This is a genomic window from Flavobacterium sp. B183, from assembly GCF_023539155.1.
Taxonomy (GTDB): domain Bacteria; phylum Bacteroidota; class Bacteroidia; order Flavobacteriales; family Flavobacteriaceae; genus Flavobacterium; species Flavobacterium tructae.
On sequence record NZ_CP097434.1, the window covers coordinates 4057273 to 4076467 of the forward strand.

General features: G+C 35.7%; 13 protein-coding genes. All 13 read right to left on the reverse strand.

What is annotated here, in order from left to right; translation table 11 throughout:
* Positions 1–27 precede the first annotated feature (27 nt).
* The 13 genes from M4I44_RS16865 to M4I44_RS16920 all read right to left on the reverse strand — a co-directional run bounded on the left by M4I44_RS16865 (position 28) and on the right by M4I44_RS16920 (position 19084).
* Positions 28–594 carry an AraC family transcriptional regulator gene (locus M4I44_RS16865; protein ID WP_026110024.1) on the reverse strand — a complete coding sequence of 189 codons (567 nt, stop codon included), beginning with the start codon at positions 592–594 and terminating at the stop codon, positions 28–30.
* Between the two features lie 167 nt (positions 595–761).
* Complete coding sequence (locus tag M4I44_RS16870; protein WP_249965478.1) at positions 762–1421, reverse strand: IS1 family transposase; 660 nt, start codon at positions 1419–1421, stop codon at positions 762–764.
* A 408-nt stretch (positions 1422–1829) separates the two neighbouring features.
* Positions 1830–2204, reverse strand: a complete 375-nt coding sequence (locus M4I44_RS16875; RefSeq protein WP_249965479.1) for a hypothetical protein — start codon at positions 2202–2204, stop codon at positions 1830–1832.
* Positions 2201–4132, reverse strand: coding sequence for an RHS repeat domain-containing protein (locus M4I44_RS16880; protein ID WP_371922980.1), 1932 nt, complete (start codon positions 4130–4132; stop codon positions 2201–2203). Before M4I44_RS16880 ends, M4I44_RS16875 begins: the two co-directional genes overlap by 4 nt.
* A 358-nt stretch (positions 4133–4490) precedes the next feature.
* Positions 4491–4976, reverse strand: a complete 486-nt coding sequence (locus M4I44_RS16885) for a hypothetical protein (RefSeq protein WP_249965480.1) — start codon at positions 4974–4976, stop codon at positions 4491–4493.
* A gap of 4 nt (positions 4977–4980) precedes the next feature.
* A complete protein-coding gene (locus M4I44_RS22625; protein ID WP_371922981.1) occupies positions 4981–6060 on the reverse strand; it encodes an RHS repeat domain-containing protein in 1080 nt (359 codons plus the stop codon).
* A 376-nt stretch (positions 6061–6436) separates the two neighbouring features.
* Entirely contained in the window at positions 6437–6670 is a 234-nt protein-coding gene (locus M4I44_RS16895) for a hypothetical protein (protein ID WP_089076179.1), read from the reverse strand.
* Positions 6671–6676: 6 nt separating this feature from the next.
* Complete coding sequence (locus M4I44_RS16900) at positions 6677–7735, reverse strand: RHS repeat-associated core domain-containing protein (protein WP_249965481.1); 1059 nt, start codon at positions 7733–7735, stop codon at positions 6677–6679.
* Between the two features lie 9 nt (positions 7736–7744).
* On the reverse strand, positions 7745–7876 hold the full coding sequence (locus M4I44_RS22535; RefSeq protein WP_256472280.1) for a hypothetical protein: 132 nt from the start codon (positions 7874–7876) through the stop codon (positions 7745–7747).
* Positions 7877–8378: 502 nt separating this feature from the next.
* Positions 8379–8873 (reverse strand): hypothetical protein, encoded by a 495-nt coding sequence (locus tag M4I44_RS16905; protein ID WP_017496787.1) that lies wholly within the window; start codon positions 8871–8873, stop codon positions 8379–8381.
* A complete protein-coding gene (locus M4I44_RS16910; RefSeq protein WP_249965482.1) occupies positions 8870–12541 on the reverse strand; it encodes a DUF6443 domain-containing protein in 3672 nt (1223 codons plus the stop codon). Before M4I44_RS16910 ends, M4I44_RS16905 begins: the two co-directional genes overlap by 4 nt.
* A 179-nt stretch (positions 12542–12720) precedes the next feature.
* Positions 12721–17406: a DUF5977 domain-containing protein gene (locus tag M4I44_RS16915; RefSeq protein ID WP_249965483.1), complete on the reverse strand. Its 4686-nt coding sequence runs from the start codon at positions 17404–17406 to the stop codon at positions 12721–12723.
* A gap of 13 nt (positions 17407–17419) precedes the next feature.
* A complete protein-coding gene (locus M4I44_RS16920; RefSeq protein WP_249965484.1) occupies positions 17420–19084 on the reverse strand; it encodes a T9SS type A sorting domain-containing protein in 1665 nt (554 codons plus the stop codon).
* Between the last annotated feature and the right edge of the window lie 111 nt (positions 19085–19195).

Below are 19195 nucleotides of genomic sequence, written 5' to 3' on the forward strand. Positions count from 1 at the left end.
TGGAATTATGGATTTGATTTGTAATATTTACTTCACCTCATCCAGAGGTTTTCTTTTCTCAGCCCGAATTTGCTTAAAATAACTTGGAGTGAGGCCGGTTACTTTTTTGAACTGATTGCTCAGATAAGCCACACTTGAATAATTCAGTCGTAAAGCGATCTCGCTAAGCGATAACTCATCGTAAACCAGAAGTTCTTTTATTTTTTCAATTTTTTGCGCAATAAAATACTTTTCTATGGTAGTTCCTTCTACTTCAGAAAATAAATTGGAAAGATAATTATAGTCATGATTGATCTTTTCGCTCAGGATATCCGACAGGTTATTTTTGGTATCATTATCCTGATGGTGTACCAAATCAATTATGATATTTTTTATTTTTTCGATGATTCTGCTTTTTTTATCGTCGATCACTTCAAATCCAAGAGCAACCAGTTCTTGTTCCAGTAAAGTTCTTTCTGTGGCAGTCAATTCTTTTGTCAAGGTAACCTCCCCAAGCTTTATGTTGGTAAACTCCAGTCCAAGTTTTTCAAGTTCGTTCTGAACCACCATAATACAGCGGTTGCAAACCATATTTTTAACGAATAATGTACTCATATCCTTATCTGATCTGATTTTTGATTTTATATGCACTTACAAATTTACCACTAAATTTCAATTAAGCATGCATCAAAAAGTTATGCGGAGAGAATCAGACGGTTGATTCTTATTATCATTTATACTTTTTTTTCAGGTATTGAAAAGCTCTTTCTTATGATGATCCGTTAAATCCAAAAATAAATCTTCAAAACAGCTGCAAAAACTACCATACTTTTACTAAAGCAAATTGTCCTGCGGTTGAGTCTTTTCAGATGAATTCTGAGTGTCAAATTTTTCCTCTCAATATGATTTGTCCCAAAACGTTTTACCGAATGCAATTTCTCATCAATCAGATACCTGTAATTTTTGAGTCTGTCCGTAAATATTTTCTTTGCTTCTGATAATTTTAAAGTATCCAAAACTCGATTAAGTGTTTTATTCGTTCTCTTTCCAAGATTAAAACTTACCACTGTTCTAGAATTCTTTTCCAAAGCATACACCAGCCAAATATAATTTTTCTTGTGCCTGATATAAGTACAAAGTTCGTCTACTTCATAAGTTTTACCTTTACTTATAATTGGTTTGCTAATACTTCTGGCAATTGAAACAATCCTTTTTAATAATGTTGTCGTTGATATTTTCAGTATTCTTGCGGTGCTTCTTATTCCTAAACCTTCTTTGGTAAACAAAATTATATTTTGATTGATATTACTTTTATGTGCATTATAGCCATACTCCGACTGTTGTCGCTTTTGACAGACACAGCATTTATATCTTTGATTACCGTTAGATTGAAATCCATTCTTTATGCATTTACCATTGCAAAAGCTACATTTTATTTTCATGACCTAATTTGATACACTAAGGTACAATAAAAGCATTTTAAGCCTTTTTAAAATATCAAAAACAAAAGAGACGACCTGCAGGTCGTCTCTTTTACTATTCAGAAATTACAATTTTATATTCTCTTTCAGGCAGTTAAATTGCTAACATGTAAAAACACCTAATCTGATACACTACCCATTTTTTATATCTGTTAAATATAAAGCATCAATAACATAATATTGCTTATCAATTCTTAACTCTAAAGGTTCATTATTAATAGATACATTTTTCATATTTTATATTTTTTTTATTTATAAGAAACATAACGAGAATGCTCTAATCCATATTTTAGAAAGTATTGATTCTGCTTGATATAATATTTGAGAAGGTGAAACGTCTGGATTAACTTTTATAAAATCTGACTATTATTACCTATTCGTACTTTTTAAATAACAATTCTTGCTTCGTCCATCCCTATTTATAATAAAAAGTTTACTGCCTTTTACCAAATATTTATCTACCCCATACATATCAGAAGTTTTAATTTTTGGACTTAAACTATCTATAGATTCAGTCCAAAGGTCACAAGTCAAAATTAAAGTATCGGAGTTCATTTTCCATTTTCCTATTATTGCTCTATCCGAATATCTAAAATTATAAATAAAACTTTTATCTAAATTGAGTTTCAAACTAACTTCAGGAGCTCCATAAAGTACACAAGTGCTAAAATAAGTATTTGTTTTTATAGGTGAACAACCAACAAATAAACCGAAAAATAAAAATATTAGTGTGTTTTTCATCATCTTTTTTTGTAATATGTTTTTCCATTAATTCTGAAGGCATGTCCAATTCTATTGGCAAGACTCTGCAAATTTTGCTGTTGATTTGGTGTACCTAATGTGCTACTAGTTTCTCGTACATTATTAAAATTATATGGGCCAGTAGCAATTCCCGAATATTCCGCAGGTAAGTTATTAATGCTGTAATTATTTCTATCTCCAAAAAGCGCACCCCTCTGGTAGGTTTCAACTTCATCATTTTTATCGTAAAATAAATTTTTATATGGAACTCCAGATAATGCAGGACCTATACTGTAACTTCCAGTTTCAAACTGATACGCATGTTTTAATTCATGTGCGAATAAACCTATAGAGGTTCCGCTTGAAACAGAAATATCTATATTCCCGTTTTTAAAATTAAAACTTGTACTATTAGTTGTGGATGAATTTCCTAATCCATCTGACTGAGTACCGTTAGAGTCTTCTATTACGTTATACACTTGACTAGAAACTGCTAAAGTTGCTGTTTCTCCTCTTGTCGTTTCTAATTCTGCATTATTAGCCGTAAGGGAATTGATATTTTTATTCCATCTCGCTATTTGTCTGTCGCTCCCTCCTGCAGCAATTTTAGCTTTATAATCCGCAATACTATTATTATTATTTTCTTGTCTTGAATTTATATCTTTAATTAATTTATTAACCCATTTCCAAGCACTTTCTGTAAACTCATTACCATCAACATCTAAATACAATACAGGATTATTTCCTGCATAATGATATGGTGATAGTGAAATAAATTTTTCCGCCATATTATCAATGTTTATCCAACGCCCTAAAGCAGAGTCGTAATTTCTCCATCCATAGTCGTACATGTTAAGTTCCAGCTCATCTTGAAGCTCCTTTCCGTTGTACTTGAACTTATTATTACTAGCTACATAATCATTATACCCCGTGTGTTTTAAACCAAAAGGATAATAATTATTCTCTTCAATAATTTCAAAAACTTGGGTAACCGAGTTTTTAGCATAACTAACCCGAACATTTCCTAAATGATCTTTATACTGGTAGACATACTTTTTACTTATATAATCATAATAGCCTTCTGCCGTTGGAAAAAACTGCAAAGTAGGCCTTGACGGAACAGACTGCGCTGCAAAGGTACTAAAACGACTGGCTTCTGCCGGAGGATCTTTTACAGGATCCGGAGTATAAATAGGTGGATTTTTAGGATCATTTGGATCTTCTGGTGTAGGAGGATCTCCACCGCCTTCATCGCCTCCACCTTGATCTCCACCTCCCTGATCGCTCTGTCCCTCACTATACTTATACTGAAAACCTTTCAGATAATCAGTATGAGTAATACCACTAGTCTCTTTCACAATTTTCTCCAGTTTTTGACCCGCTGCGTTGTAAATATACTCAATCGTGCCATTTGTTCCAAATGTAATTTTCTTAGGTAAATTGAGCTGGTTGTATTGTATTGCGGTAATGTTTTTATTTTTATCCGTGATCATGTTTCCATTGGCATCATAAGTAAAATCATCATCTGTTTTGTTTCCGTCTTTAAAGCCTTTGTTGTCATTTCCGGCAGGACCGTCGGTTACTTTAGTCAAACGGTTCGAGTTTTGATCCAAATAACTGTAAGTCAAATCATCGGTCTGGAAAACGATAGACGGAGCATCACTATCTCCATAACGTTGCAGGGAGGTAATGTTTCCGTTTTTATCGTAACTTAAACTTTCGTTATAGGCTCCTGAAACCGGAATGGCGTCATTGGGTTTACTGTAAATTGCACTAGTCAGACGATTTAGCTTATCATAGAGATAACCGTAAGAACGTTTAGAAAGATCAGTTGCTGTTTTCCAGGTGGTTTCTGAGATGTTTCCATTATACAAGGCCTGTACCTGAGAGTTGCCTGGTTGTGTATCATAATTAATATTAAAAGCAAACAAATCCAACGGGTCTGTATCTTGCTGTAGATTTTCAATAATGTTAACTTCACCAACACATCTGTAACACCTAGTCTGGTTTGACGCTATTTTTTTCGATTTAAGGCATTATAGAATAAAAAAACAGCCCGAAGACTGTTTTAATTGTTATACGATATTAATACAAACCATTGATAATCTGTAAATTTTAGATGCAATAATTAACCATCAACACATCTGATACATTACCCAATATTAAAACAAAAAAGATGAGCATTACTGCTCATCTTTAAATTATTTATTTCTAAAATTTGTTCAATTTCAAAAGGTTAGTGTTTCAAAATCTCATATCACTAACTTTGAAACACTACCGAACATCTACCTAATCTGTAACATTAGAAAGATCAGGTTTTACAAAAACTAAACCACTAATACTTTTATAATAATCTTCTTTTTTCTTCTTATCAAAGGTTCGTGAAATGTAAAAAACTAAGTCATTTAATGGTTTTTGTTGTTCACAATTGTCTTTTAATATTATAGTATTTTTTTTTGTTACTTGATCTGTCAAAATTAATACATAACGTGTACCATCTGCATAATCATTTTCAATTGAGTCACATTTTGTGAAATTTATATTTTGTATCGATTTATTAATAAAATTCATTTCTGATTTACTAAAAGTAGCTTGACAGACCTCTGGCTGTTGTCCAATTTCGTTAATTAAAATTATTGCATTACCTTTATTATCAATTTTAAAAGAATTCAAAAAGGCATCGTACTTAATAGTTAAATCTAAATCATAAGTTTTAATCTGTTCTGGTTTGCAACTAAATAATAGCAAGCAAACTAAAATAATATTTAATTTCATCTTATTAATCTCTGTATGTGTTAATTATTTTATTAATATCCTTATCGCTTTTTTTAATACCAGCATTTTCATAAAATTGCTTCAAAATTGGAAAAGTATTTTTCTCTAATGTTTTTTTATCTTGACCCATCCAATGTTGCAGAACACTAGTTGTATTGGCTCGTCTTTTTGCAGGATCTTTTTTAATTTGTTGATTAATTGAAGTAATATATTCTGGTCTAATATTAGATAAATCTAACTTACCATCAAGAAAATCGTCTGCATAACTTTCAACATGAATAAAAGCCTCATGTGCTATATTATCGATTTCGTAACCAATAGCTTCAAAATTTGTTTTATTGGAACTTTTTTCATCTAAAAGAATCGTCAATTGAAGATGATTTCCGTCTTTTTTATGAGAGGTCTGTCCGCTTGCAGTTTCGCCAGGATCCATACTTCCAAAATTCAAGTCTGTATTATTTTTATCATATTTTCCACTTTCTTTATATTCATGACCAGCAATGACTTGATTTTCTCTTGCAAAATTAGATAGAAATGCTATTCCTGTTTTTGAATTAGCAAAAACCTCCCATGCTTTAACTAAATTAGGATTTTTATACTCTCCTTTATTTTTCCCACTAGTATATTTTTGATAAATATATGAATCATCAACGTATCGGCCATCAGGGTCAATAAATCTAACAGGATTATTAAATGTATAGGAATATGGTGTTATTCCTACATAGAGCTCAGCCAGCGGGTCAATGTTCATCCATCTACCAAGTGCAGGATCAAAATTTCTAAATCCATAGTCATAAACTCCAAGCCCCAGCTCGTCCTGCAGTTCCTTTCCATTGTATTTGTACTTGTTATTAGTAGCAACATAATCATTATATCCCGCGTGTTTTAAACCAAAAGGATAATAATTATTCTCTTCAATAATTTCAAGAACTTGGGTAACCGGGTTTTTAGCATAACTAACCCTAACATTCCCTAAATGATCTTTGTATTGGTACACATACTTTTTATATATGTCATCATAATACCCTTCTGCCGTAGGGAAAAACTGCAACGTAGGTCTTGATGGAACAGCCTGACTTCTCATCGTACTAAAACGACTACTCTCTGTTGGAACAGGATCTGTATCATTTACAGGAGGATCAGGATAACCGTAAGAACGTTTAGAAAGATAGGGAATTACATTTTATTTTCATGGCCTAATTTGAAACACTAAGTTAAAGTAAAAGCATTTTAAGACTTATTAAAAGACAAAAAAACGAAAGAGACAACCAACCAGTGGTCTCTTTTTCTATTCAAGAATTAAAATTTTATATTCTTTTTCAGTTTGTTACATCGTTATTTTATAAAAACACCTAATCTGTAATATTACCAAATTCTTTTTGCGTTCACGAGCACGACTCTCGCTCCAGTAGGAGAAAAACTGACGATCAACATATCTCATGTATTACTCATTACCCCCACTACTGACAAATTTGATAAATAATAGCATCTTTATCAAATCCGTTACAGTAAATATGGAGCCTCTGACATTCTTTGCAATGAACAACTAATTTCATTTCTTTATAAATTTCTTCTGCGTCAACATACCCTTGAAATTTATCAAACAAAACATCTGAAATCATTAAGTATTGATTAGGACTAGGAATTTCTCCTAATCCTATTATATTTCCACAAACACATTTAATTTTTGGCATATTTTATTATTTTGGAATTATTCTGATATCAGTTATATTAGTAGCCCCAGTTCCACGAACTCTTTGTAAAGCATTACTAAGTTGAGAAGCCTCTACATTTGTTTTGGACAAATCTAAAACAATTCCCGTTGTTTGAGAATTTTTTGATGCCATTGAAGAAATGATCCTGTTAACATTATTAGTCGTTGGTGTATATACATCATATGCAACACCATTTACTAATAAATCAGAAGTTCCACCTCCAGCCCTTGTCCCTTGAGGTATCCTTAATACAACATTATTACCTTGACCCTCCATAAATTTAGCAGCTGCGACTTCACTTTCACTAAAAACTCCTCCTGCTTCTATAGTTAAAGATGATTTGGTAATTTGACTTTCCTTTACTACAGTACTTCCTTCGGAAACTTCTCCTCCTCCAGTTAAAGTAATAAAGTATATCATTCCTTCAATGATTCCACCAAAATTATCATTTAAATTTCTAATATCTTGCGCATACTTTTCCTGTTCTTCAGGAGACTGTGGGTCTACTTCTTGAATTGGCCCAGCTTTAACATTCTCTTTTTTTGCAGTAGTATTCGATTTACTATGCCCCCAAGCCCCTCCAAAAAATCTACCAATAGCATCCCATCCTCTTCTAATTGCTCCGTGAGGACAATTAGGGTCGTCACACATTCCTGTTGGGTCTATTCTATTTATTGGACTATTTGAACAGTAATGATAAGGTGTCTTGTTAGGATAATGTTCTGCCAATGGGTCAATGTTCATCCAACAACCAATTGCTGGGTCATAATTTCTAGCATGATAATCATACATGTTGAGCCCCAATTCGTCTTGGAGTTCTTTGCCATTGTACTTATACTTATTATTACTAGCTACATAATCATTATACCTCGTGTGTTTTAAACCAAAAGGATAATAATTACTTTCTTCGAGAATTTCAAGAACTTGGGTAACCGGATTTTTAGCATAACTAACCCGAACATTTCCTAAATGATCCTTATACTGGTAGACATACTTTTTACTTATATAATCATAATACCCTTCTGCCGTTGAAAAAAACTGCAAAGTAGGCCTTTACGGAACAACCTGACTTGCCATCGTACTAAAACGACTACTCTCTGTTGGAGCAGGATCTGTATCATCTACAGAAGGATCAGGATAACCGTAAGAACGTTTAGAAAGATAGGGAATTACATTTATTTTCATGACCTAATTTGAAACACTAAGGTAAGATAAAAGCATTTTAAGGCTTATTAAAAGACAAAAAACGAAAGAGACGACCAACCGATCGTCTCTTTTTCTATTCAAAAATTAAAATTTCACATTCTTCTTCAGTTCGTTACGTGGTTATATTCTAAAAACACCTAATCTGTAACATTACCCTTTTTGATTGACTTAGATTGCGGGTGCGAAGTCAGGAGACGTTCGCTCAGCGGTTCATAAGGAACTCTTCGGAGGGAGGGGAGTATTTATGCAGAAAAAACAAGCACACTTAGCAAAGCTTTTAAACACAAAAAAACCTCGCTGATAGCGAGGCTTTCTTTTTATTCTTTGCCGATTATCTTTGTCGGTGCGAAGTCAGAGACATTCGCACAGCAGCTACACTTTGCGCAGCTGGGAGTTAATCCTGCTCCGCAGGATCCACGCTTATTTGTTATAAATGAAATTTAATATTCTTTTTTATCAGCACATCAGATAAATTCCCATCTTATTTTATTTTATATAGTTCTTTATCTCTATAAAATTTCAAAATTTTTTTTGCTTCGGGAACTCCGCCTTTTTCAGCTTTTTTTAAACAATCGAGAGCATATTTGATTGTTTCTGTATCAGTATTTTCATTGAATATCCATTCTTCATTATTATCATTTTTAGAATTTAGATTATACAAACAATTGTAAACATCATAATATGCTTGACTATACTTATGTTTATTTGCCATTAAAATTGATACATATAAAAAACTCAATCTATGTCCACTTAAAAAATATATTTCAGCTAAGTTATTATATGCCGTTGTGTCTCCTTCATGCACTATTTTATTAAGTAATTTATCTGTCTTTTCTTTATTATTATACTCATCGCTGTAAACGCTACCAGTTGAAACATCATCATCCTTTTTAATTTCTGCTTGATTTGTTTTTTTATCATTACAACTTGCACAAATTATAAAAAACACCACAACTACAAATTCTTTTATTTTCATCTTATTATTGGATTTAATTTTAAGTATTCACTGTAAAGCATTCTGCTTACTTCTTTACCATTTTGATAAACAACTCTATTTCTGTCTGCTAGATTTACTTTAATATCCGAACTTACTCCTTTTATAAAATAATTTACATTTTTTGCATCTTTTGCATAGTTATCTTGTCCATACATTACCCATCCATCAAAACCAACGATAGTAGCTAAAGGATGAGCCTCTGATAATCTCTGTGCCATCGATAGATTTCCTCCCGCAGATTGACATATAAAAAGATTTAATGTAAAAATAGCTAACTTACCCATCTCCATCTTCTTCTTGTACGCTGGACTAACTTGTGACATACGTTCGTCAAATTGTTCAGCATTATCTAACCATTTAGGAATATCTTTATTTTTAGAATCAGCAAAAAAACTATTTCCTAATTCATTTATCCCTCCGTGTCCATAAACATCAAAAATACCATCACCTGTTTGATAATTTCCATTGTTTTTCTGTTTAAAAACGTTATAAAATTTTGAATTCTCAACTTTGAAAAAATTAACAGGAGGTTCACCATTGTCATCCATATGACTAGCAATAGCTGTTTCTGCGTCTACCGTTTCTCCTGAATCTTTATTTTTATATGTTTTTTCATCCCAATCATAATAATTACCTGATTGCCCAGCTTCAGCTTTCATTCCATCTGGGTCAATAAAGTAAACAGGATTATTAAGAGCATATGTATAAGGACTAAATTTTCTTGACAATTCTGCCAACGGGTCAACGTTCATCCAACGTCCTAATGCTGGGTCATAATTCCTCATCCCATAGTCGTACAAATTCAGTGATAGCTCGTCTTGAAGCTCTTTGCCATTGTACTTATACTTATTATTACCAGCTACATAATCATTATACCCCGTGTGTTTTAAACCAAAAGGATAATAATTATTTTCTTCAATAATTTCAAGAACTTGGGTAACTGGATTTTTAGCATAACTAACCCGAACATTTCCTAAATGATCTTTATACTGATAGACATACTTTTTATATATGTCATCGTAATACCCTTCTGCCGTTGGGAAAAATTCTAGCGTAGGTCTTGACGGAACAGCCTGACTTGCCGACTGTGCTGTAAAACCACCAAAACGACTGGTTTCTGCTGGGGGATCTTTTGGAACAGGATCATATCCATCAATAGGGGGATCTGTATTCCCCGGATCATCCGGTGCAGGAGGATCGCCTTCGCCTTCATTACCACCACCCTGATCGCCCTGGCCCTCATTATACTTGTATTGAAAACCTGTCAGATAATCCGTATGAGTAATACCGCTGGTTTCTTTTACAATTTTCTCCAGTTTCTGCCCCGTTGCGTTGTAAATGTACTCAATTGTGCCATTGGTTCCAAATGCAATTTTCTTGGGTAAATTGAGTTGGTTGTATTGTATTGTGGTGATGTTTTTGTTTTTGTCGGCAATCATATTGCCGTTAAGATCGTACGTAAAATCATCCCCCGTTTTATTTGCGTCTTTAAAGCCTTTGTTATCATTTCCGGCAGGACCGTCAGTTACTTTAGTAAGTTGATTCGAGTTTTGATCCAAATAACCATAACTCAAATCATCAATTTGGAAAACAATCGAAGGTGCATCACTGTCTCCATAACGTTGTAGGGAGGTAATGTTTCCATTTTTATCGTAACTTAAACTTTCGTTATACGCTCCTGAAACCGGAATGGCGTCATTGGGTTTACTGTAAATTGCACTGGTCAGGCGATTCAGATTATCGTACTGATAGCCATAAGAGCGCTTGGCAAGATCTGTTCCGGTTTTCCAGTAGGTTTCTGAAATATTTCCATTATACAAGGCCTGTACTTGCGAGTTGCCCGGTTGTTTGTCATAATTAATCTTAAAGGCAAACAGATCTAACGGGTCGGTGTCTTGCTGCAGATTTTCCACCTTATTGATTCCGGTGAGCCAGCCTCTGATGTTGTAGGTATACTGTACTTTCTGTAGAGGATTTGCGGCGCTGTTCCCCACATCTTTTACACTCAATTGTCCCAAATCATCATAAGTATTGTTTGCCAAAACTTCAACGGTTCCGCCGTTGATTTGGTGGGTATGGGTTAGCAAACGATCTTGTGGCGAATAGGTAAATTCTTCTTTTATGATTAGTTCTGTGTCTCCCGAAATACGTTTGTGTTTGGTAACCGTATAGAGTGACTTTCCTGTAAAATCTAAACTACTGTTAGTATTGGTATAACCTCCCAGATGATTTTGGATTCGGGTACTTATGGCTCTGGCTTTACTGTCGTAAAAAGTGGTGGCAGTTTCTCCCAATGTAGCTGATGCCGTAGTCAGAGCTCTTGTCCAGCTTCCGGTTACCAGACCTTTAACGTTATCTAAAACGGGTTGCCCTTCAATAGTTGTAGGTTTGGCGGGAGCATTGGGATAAGCATAGTCATCGTAATACGTTACGGTCAAGAGCTTAAAACTAGTTGGTGCAATAGCGTTACTGTAATATACTGAAATATTGTCTATGGTTCCTGAGGTCTGTTTGGTTTCAAACAAAACGACAGCGGTATTCTGTTCGTCCTGCAATGTTTTTCTATTGGCCGAACCTGCAGGCAGACTACTCCAGCCCGTATAAATGGGTCTGCTAAAAGCATCGTATTTGGTAATCAGCCAGCCTTCGGCCGTTTCGTCTTTAAAAGGCGAAAAAGCAGGTCCTGTTGCGACGGGACGATCTAGTTTGTCATAGACTATATACTCCCATTGTTTTCCGGGCAATTTTTTCTCTACCAAACGATTGTGGTTGTCGTATTTGTACTGGTAACACAAACCGTTTAAAACCTCGTCACTAACTGTACCCGATACTTTTGGCGGCAGTACATAAGTCAAATTGCCATATACATCATAAACATAATAGGTATCGTGTCGGTTTCCTGACTCATAGGTTCTTTTTAAAATGACTTGCCCTTCTTTGTTTTTAAATTCAACGGTTGATCCGGAAGATTCACCTGGATTTGCAGTCGTATTCTCGTCGTAAGTTATTGTTTTGTACAACTCCTTATCAGGATAGGTTCCTAAGTCTGAAAAACTGATTTGATATAAGCCCTGACTGGCTTCCCAGGTTGCAGTGGCTTTGTATGATTTTACAGCATCCACATAAGTATTGGTTCCGTAATCCATTTTTATTTCATGACCGCTCCCTAAACCCCATGAAGCTCCCGGTGCGGCTTGTTTGACTACGCGGTTCAAAGGGGAACGTTCAAACGACTTTTCAGAAAAAGGGTTTGCAGTATTGTCGTATTTGCTGGTACCGTAAATTCCGTTTAAAGTAGTTATGGCTGTAGTTGCATCAATTCTGGGATAACTGCTACTCCCATTGGCAGCTGCATAAGGCAGATATTCTTTAGCTTGTCGCCCAAAACCATCATATTCCATAGCGGTTATGATGTCTTTTCCGGCTGTTCCCTGACTAATGGCAATGGTTTGTATCGGACGGCCCAGTCCGTCAAAATAAGTCACATTCTGACTTAATTCGTCTTTGGTTAGCGTATTTAGTTTTGCCGCCTTAACCGGTTTTTTGGGAGCAAGTGTGTATACAAAGTTATCATCGCTGAGGGTCTGGGCTTTTACGCTCCAACTTGTCAATGACAACAATACCAATATGAACAAATATTTTTTCATATTAATACATTTTATGGTTTGAAAATTTATCATCCTTATTATTTTTTTTACAGACTAAATAGTAAAACAAAAAATTACAATTCGGATTGGTAATTTGAGTTCAATATTTATACGTGTAGCGATTAATCTGATTGTCTTTTTAATTAACCTTATACACCTGTCATTAATAGCTGTTTGTTTTATTGTTCTTCTATAGCACCTTCATTACATTCTCCATTTCGATCGGCATAACCTTGTCCGTGTCTGTCAATCTCTTCTTCGGCTTGTCGATCTGCATCGGACTGAGAGTATTGCGAACTGTATTTCTGTGCAGGAACACTATAGATCACTACTGTTCCATTCATCCCCGGAGGACAATACGATCTTCTTATAGATCGTTGGGTATAAACATTATAAAACAAACATTGACCATTGGCATTAGCATTGGCTTTTCCTTCTGCGTTGAGTTTTGTCAAAGCCTCACTATCCGCATGAGCCTGAGAGGTGTTTGATAGTACTGCTCCTTCAGATAAAGCATACCCTACATAGGTACCAATAGCCCCACTAACACAAGGGGCTTTCTGGAAAGAACCGCTTAAAGCCCTGCTTCTGTAAGTGCAATATCCACCTGCATTGGCATTGGCCTTACCTTCGTCTTGAAATTTAGTCCACGCCTTACCATCAACATCCGCCTGTGATGTATTATATAAAGTCACTGCTCCCGCAGGCAAACTGTAATTTACATAAGAACCTATTCCTCCAAACGAACAATCGCTTTTCTGAAAAGACTGAGCAGTTATAGCTGCGCTTAGAAATGCACAATCTCCATAAGCATTAGCATTCGCCTTACCTTCATCTTGAAACTTAGTCCACGCCTTTCCATCAACATCAGCCTGTGATGTATTAATTAACGTCACTGCTCCTACAGGTAAACTGTAATTTACATAAGAACCCAAGCCGCCAACTGTACAATTACTTTTTTGGAAAGCCTGAGGCGCTATAGCTGCACTCTGAAATGTACAGTCGCCTTTAGCATTGGCATTGGCTCTACCTTCATCTTGAAACTTAGTCCACGCTTTACCATCAACATCAGCCTGTGATGCATTAATTAACGTTACTGCTCCTACAGGTAAACTGTAATTTACATAAGAACCCAAGCCGCCAACTGTACAATTATTTTTTTGGAAAGCCTGAGGCGCTATGGCTGCGCTCTGAAATGTACAGTCGCCTTTAGCATTCGCATTGGCCTTACCTTCGTCTTGAAACTTAGTCCACGCTTTACTATCAACATCAGCCTGTGATGTATTAATTAACGTTACTGCTCCTACAGGTAAACTGTAATTTACATAAGAACCCAAGCCGCCAACTGTACAATTACTTTTTTGGAAAGCCTTAGGCGCTATGGCTGCGCTCTTAAATGTACAGTCTCCTTTAGCATTGGCATTGGCACGTCCTTCACTATTAAACTTCAATAATGCATTTGCATCAGCATCTTCCTGTGAAACAGTCGATGTTACAGCACCTGCAGCAAGACTATACGGAACATCTGATCCCACTCCTCCCAAACTGCAATTATCTTTTCTAAACGATCCACTTCTGGCCACACTTTTATAGAGGTAATCACTCGTTGAAGTATTATCGCTGCAATCCGTCTGCTGCCCTTTATAATTGTAACAATATTTTTGTAGTATATTTAAATCCTGGTCTTTTACAAATTTTAATCTGCCAAAGGAATCGTATTCATAGTATGAAGGAATTCCTTTTGGATCTGTTACACTGGTTACACCAACCAGTGGATTATAAGTGTAGGACGAAATAAAAGCATTTGGCAATGAACTTCTAAGTGTCTTTAATCCCTCTCTTAATTTTTGTTCTGTACAATTATCTGACAAACAATTGTCAATATCGGCATTAGAGAGTGTTTGCAAACTTGCTATTGTTCCGGACGGAATCAGGTTGTACGCCACATTTTCGATTTTGGCAATAGGCTGTGTTTTATTATATCCCCAAATAATCGATACCGGTATACCGCTCTCTAAAGTATATTGTAGAATATTTCCTTTGTCATCATACTGATCATAGGTTATTTTTTTATCTAAACTCAAATCAATAGAAGATGCTCCCTTATTTGCGTAAACAGATCTTGGCAACAATAAATTACTTGTTGCTGCGCTTTTGTCATAAACTGTCTTTTGTTCGGATAGTTTAACCTCTTGTTTAAAAACTTGTGTATCCAGAACTTTTCCAATCATATTCTTAGCCATTAACTCATTTCTGAAGGGTTCTGATACCATTTCAGGATCTGAAGGATAAAAATATTTGATCTCAGTAGTCGCTTTAGTATCCGCTACCTCTTGTTTAGAAACTGTAGTGCTTTGTGAACTTAATTTTAAATGAGATGGATTATTGAATTTATATGTCGTTATGGTAGTTACGGGATTTGAGCCCTTCACATCATATTGGGTATTTGATTCAGATTCCAGATAAAACCAGTACGAATTGGTCGTATACTTACTGATGTTCAAATGTTCAATATTTTTATAATTTGGACTAGTCAAATGATATAACGCATTGTATTTGATCTCAGTAGCCACTCCGGGTATTTTACGCGTGTATTGATCCTCGAGTTTATATTGGTTTTCAACTATGTTTAAATCATCTAAGTTTTTATTGAAAACCTTTTTTATATGCAGCAAACCATTTTTCCAGCTCAGATTTACCCAGGGAGCAGAAGTCAAATAACTGTCAAGGCACAGATAAGGAGGAACATCCGCAGAGATATAGTACTGAAATTCTTCACCTCCATTTTCAAAATTTGGCCCTCCGTGGCTCACTGTTACATATTCATAAGTGGTAGAACTGTTTCCCATTGATCGATACAAAGGATAAATACTGTTGGCATTAATATTTATAAATTTAGCCCATGTCTCAATATTCCAATAATTTGGAAGGCCTGTATTTTTATCACAAAATGCCCTCTGTTCACTAAAGCTTGTCAAGTTTATCGGAATCCCTTCTACTCCGGTTGAAGTAAAACGGCTTTCTTTTTTACCATAATAATAATGTTTAACATCGGCTTTGTTAGATGCCGTATCGAAACTGGTAATTTTTGCAATTCTTAATCCTGCTACAGGAATGTTGGCTTTAGATTCCACTCCGCCGCCTTTACAGTAGGTAAAATTCACCTGTCCTGTGGTTTTAGCATCAGGAGAGAATGTAACAGATATTTTATAGGTATTGTTTTTAAGAAACGTATAGGGCAATTTTTTAGGTTTATTATGCTCATCAGCAGTAATCGGTAAAGAACTAAGCTGTGGGTTAGTTAAATTTTCAACTTTAACAGTAAGCCATAATTCTCCCACCGGAAATGTACCCTCCGTGAATTCATAATCATTATAGAAAACTCTTGCCAGTATTTCGGTCTCATGATCTGCTTTACTTTCAAAAACAAATTCTCCTGTTTTTTGCTCCCGATCATAAAGCGGGTTATAAAACGGGATATTTTTTAGTTCAATTTCACAATCACTTATGACGGTTCCCCAAACAGAATTAGCTTCGTATTCAAAATCATTGTAGCCTTTAGTAGGGTATACCACTCTTTTTAATATTCCCTTTTTAGCAAATTCCACATAAGGGCGTTTATCTCCATATGATCTCCCCATAAGCGCATTTTTTACAAGATCAGTTTGTGGATAAAGATTTTTATGAATAACAGCATCGGGATAAGTGCCCGATTTACCGTTGTAGTATCCCCACAAGTCTCTCTGATCGGACAAGCGGGCAACCAGACCATTAGGATCATCATATTCAAAACCATACTTCTTTGAAGGATCTTTAAAAATACATTCTGTCAGAAAAATCCTTTTATCGACTGTAAAAAGATATTTAAAATCCGCTTTTTCAATTACATTTAGTTTTCCTGCATCAAAGACCTGAATTCCTTCTATTAAAAAATTCCCTATCAGGTTCGGATTCCCTTTTAATTGAAAAGACACGCTGCCATACTGAGATTCAGTACTACTGATGCTTTCTATTGTTTTTCCCATCACATTCAAATGGTTTTCACTCCGATTTGATGTACCCTGAAAAGGGTGACTTAAACAATTTAACCCTTCACTAATTTTTATTCCAAATGACTCACTAATGTTGGAGATAAAACTATAATTAGAATCTTTATAGGTAAAGTTAACGACATCACCTTCGGGATGAATGATTTTAGTCAGATACCATCCTGTAGCAACAGTCTGCGGAGCTTCTACGTTTTCCCATGTACTATATTCTGTACTGGTAAATTGATACTCAACTCCGTCCTCTGTTGTTATCTTAAAACCGGATTTAATACTGGTTCCCAGTTTTTCAATCTTTAAATTATTCTGTGAAACTAACACTGCTTTACCGTTATTGTCAAAAACAAACTGTCCGGATTGTCCCTGAAAATTATAGGAGTACATATCAGGCTGTGTATCATTAAACTGGTTATTCTCTATGTAGGCAAAAAAGTTATCAGAACAATACATATCTTCAGAAATGGAAGCTGTTCGTTCATCGTCATCCTTCCCTCTCACTATTCGGTTGATAATTCCTCCGGTATTCAGATTCCATCCCAGACCCACATTGGTCTCCATCTGGTCTACCTGTATACCGTTTGAATTATAATTCAAACTAATAGGAATTGCAATATTTTTAGTTTTGTAAGTGTATAGGGGTACACTTATGTTGGGAGTACCGGTAAAGGTTCCTACATCGGCCTGACCGTACCTGCCCAATTCATAAGCGGTTGGTGAAGGGGGTATAATTTGTGGCGCAGACTGAGCATTATTTTGTGCAAATATTTTGAATGAAAAGAGCAAAAAAAACAGACAGCATTTTATTTTTAAATTGTACATCTTTTATTTTAACTTATTTTATTGATTTAATCACTTTTACAGATTCTGTTTTCACATCTGTTCTGACTTTGATAATATAGATTCCTTCTGAGTATCCGCTCAAATTAACCGGCACGGTTCTGCTACTAATATCGAACTCCTGTAAAGTACGTCCGGTGATGTCGATCAGAGTGGCAGTACCTTCTTTAAAATCATAGCCAATGATGATGTTGGTATAGCTTGAAGCAGGATTAGGAATAGCCTCAATGCTGGATTTTACTTTTTCCACTTTGGTTTTGTCTTTGAGCTTTACTACCCAAAAATCATTGCCTCCCATACTGCCGTTTTTATCTCTTGAGGCAGCCGAATTTGAGGTTCCTGCCATCAGATACCCTCCGTCTCTGGTCTCGATTAACTTCCTGAGAATATCTTCGCCGGCACTGCCTACAGTTTTGTTCCAGATTTCTTCTCCTTTATCGTCAATTTTCATCGCGATGTAATCGTTGATGCCTTCTTTTTCTTTACTGACAGCGTTAAGTGCTTTGGCCACAATCCCTTCGCGAGGACGCCTGCTTTCGCTTTGCGCATAACCGCCTATGAGATAACTTTGGTCGTTGTTTTCTACCAGAGAAGTGAGGATGTCTGTTTTTCCGAAATCATAGGTTTTACTCCATACAACGCCTCCGTCTTTATCGAGTTTCAGAATCCAATAATCGGTTCCATTCCCAACTATACCGCCCATAGTGGTCAGAGCATTTTTACTGTTGGAATTTCCTCCGGCAATATAACCGCCATCGGCAGTCTGATGAATGACATAAGGCTGATCGTCTCCTTCGGCTCCATAAGTATTTTGCCATTGAATTTCACCGGTATCTGTTATTTTAAGTACCCAGTAATCTCCGACTCCTTTGTTGTTCTCAGTTTTGTCACCTGAAACAGGAGAATTAGAATAGCCTGCCAAAATATAGCCGTTATCTGAGGTTTGTTCCATGCTTCTCAGCACATCGGTATAGGCTCCTCCATAGGTCTTTTGCCATTCGACATCTCCTTGTTTGTCCAGTTTAACAATCCAGTAGTCCATGTTACCACGGCATTTCTCTAATTTATTAAACTGATCTGCTTTTGTGGTGGGTTTAGGCATTCCGTTTGTAGCAGCGAGTGCATTCCCGGAATAATCCGAACTTGAGGAGCCTCCTAACATATAGCCTCCGTCTCTAGTTTGAAAAGCACATAAGAGTTCGTCTTTTCCTTTACCGCCAATAGTTCTTTGCCATTGTTCGCTACCCGAAGCATCTAATTTGATGACCCAAAAATCAGTAAGGCCTTTGCATTTTTCATTCTTTTGAAAACCTCTCCCCGAATCTGAAGTTCCTGCCAAAATGAAGCCTCCGTCTTTTGTATTTTTAATACTCTGAAGCAAATCAAATCCGCTTCCGCCTATACTTTTTTGCCAGACCAGCTCTCCTTTTTCACTCATTTTCCAGATCCAATAATCCAGATCCCCATGATTGTCATCGTCTTTATTTCCGGTTTTATTAGACAAAGAGCTGCCTGCCAGAATAAAACCATAATCGGCTGTGGGCTGTGCGTCAAACAAATAATCGGCATGCTGCCCTCCATATGATTTTTCCCAAAGGATGTCCTGAGAATGCATAAAGAAGGGGAAGATCAAAAAAAGTAACAGGTAACGTTTTTTCATAAAATATGCTGGTTTAGTCTTTTCGAAAATTGTATTGCGGGGCCAAAACTAATACACTATCTATTACAATCTTTACGGCTTTCCACATTCCATTAATATTTATTCAAAAAT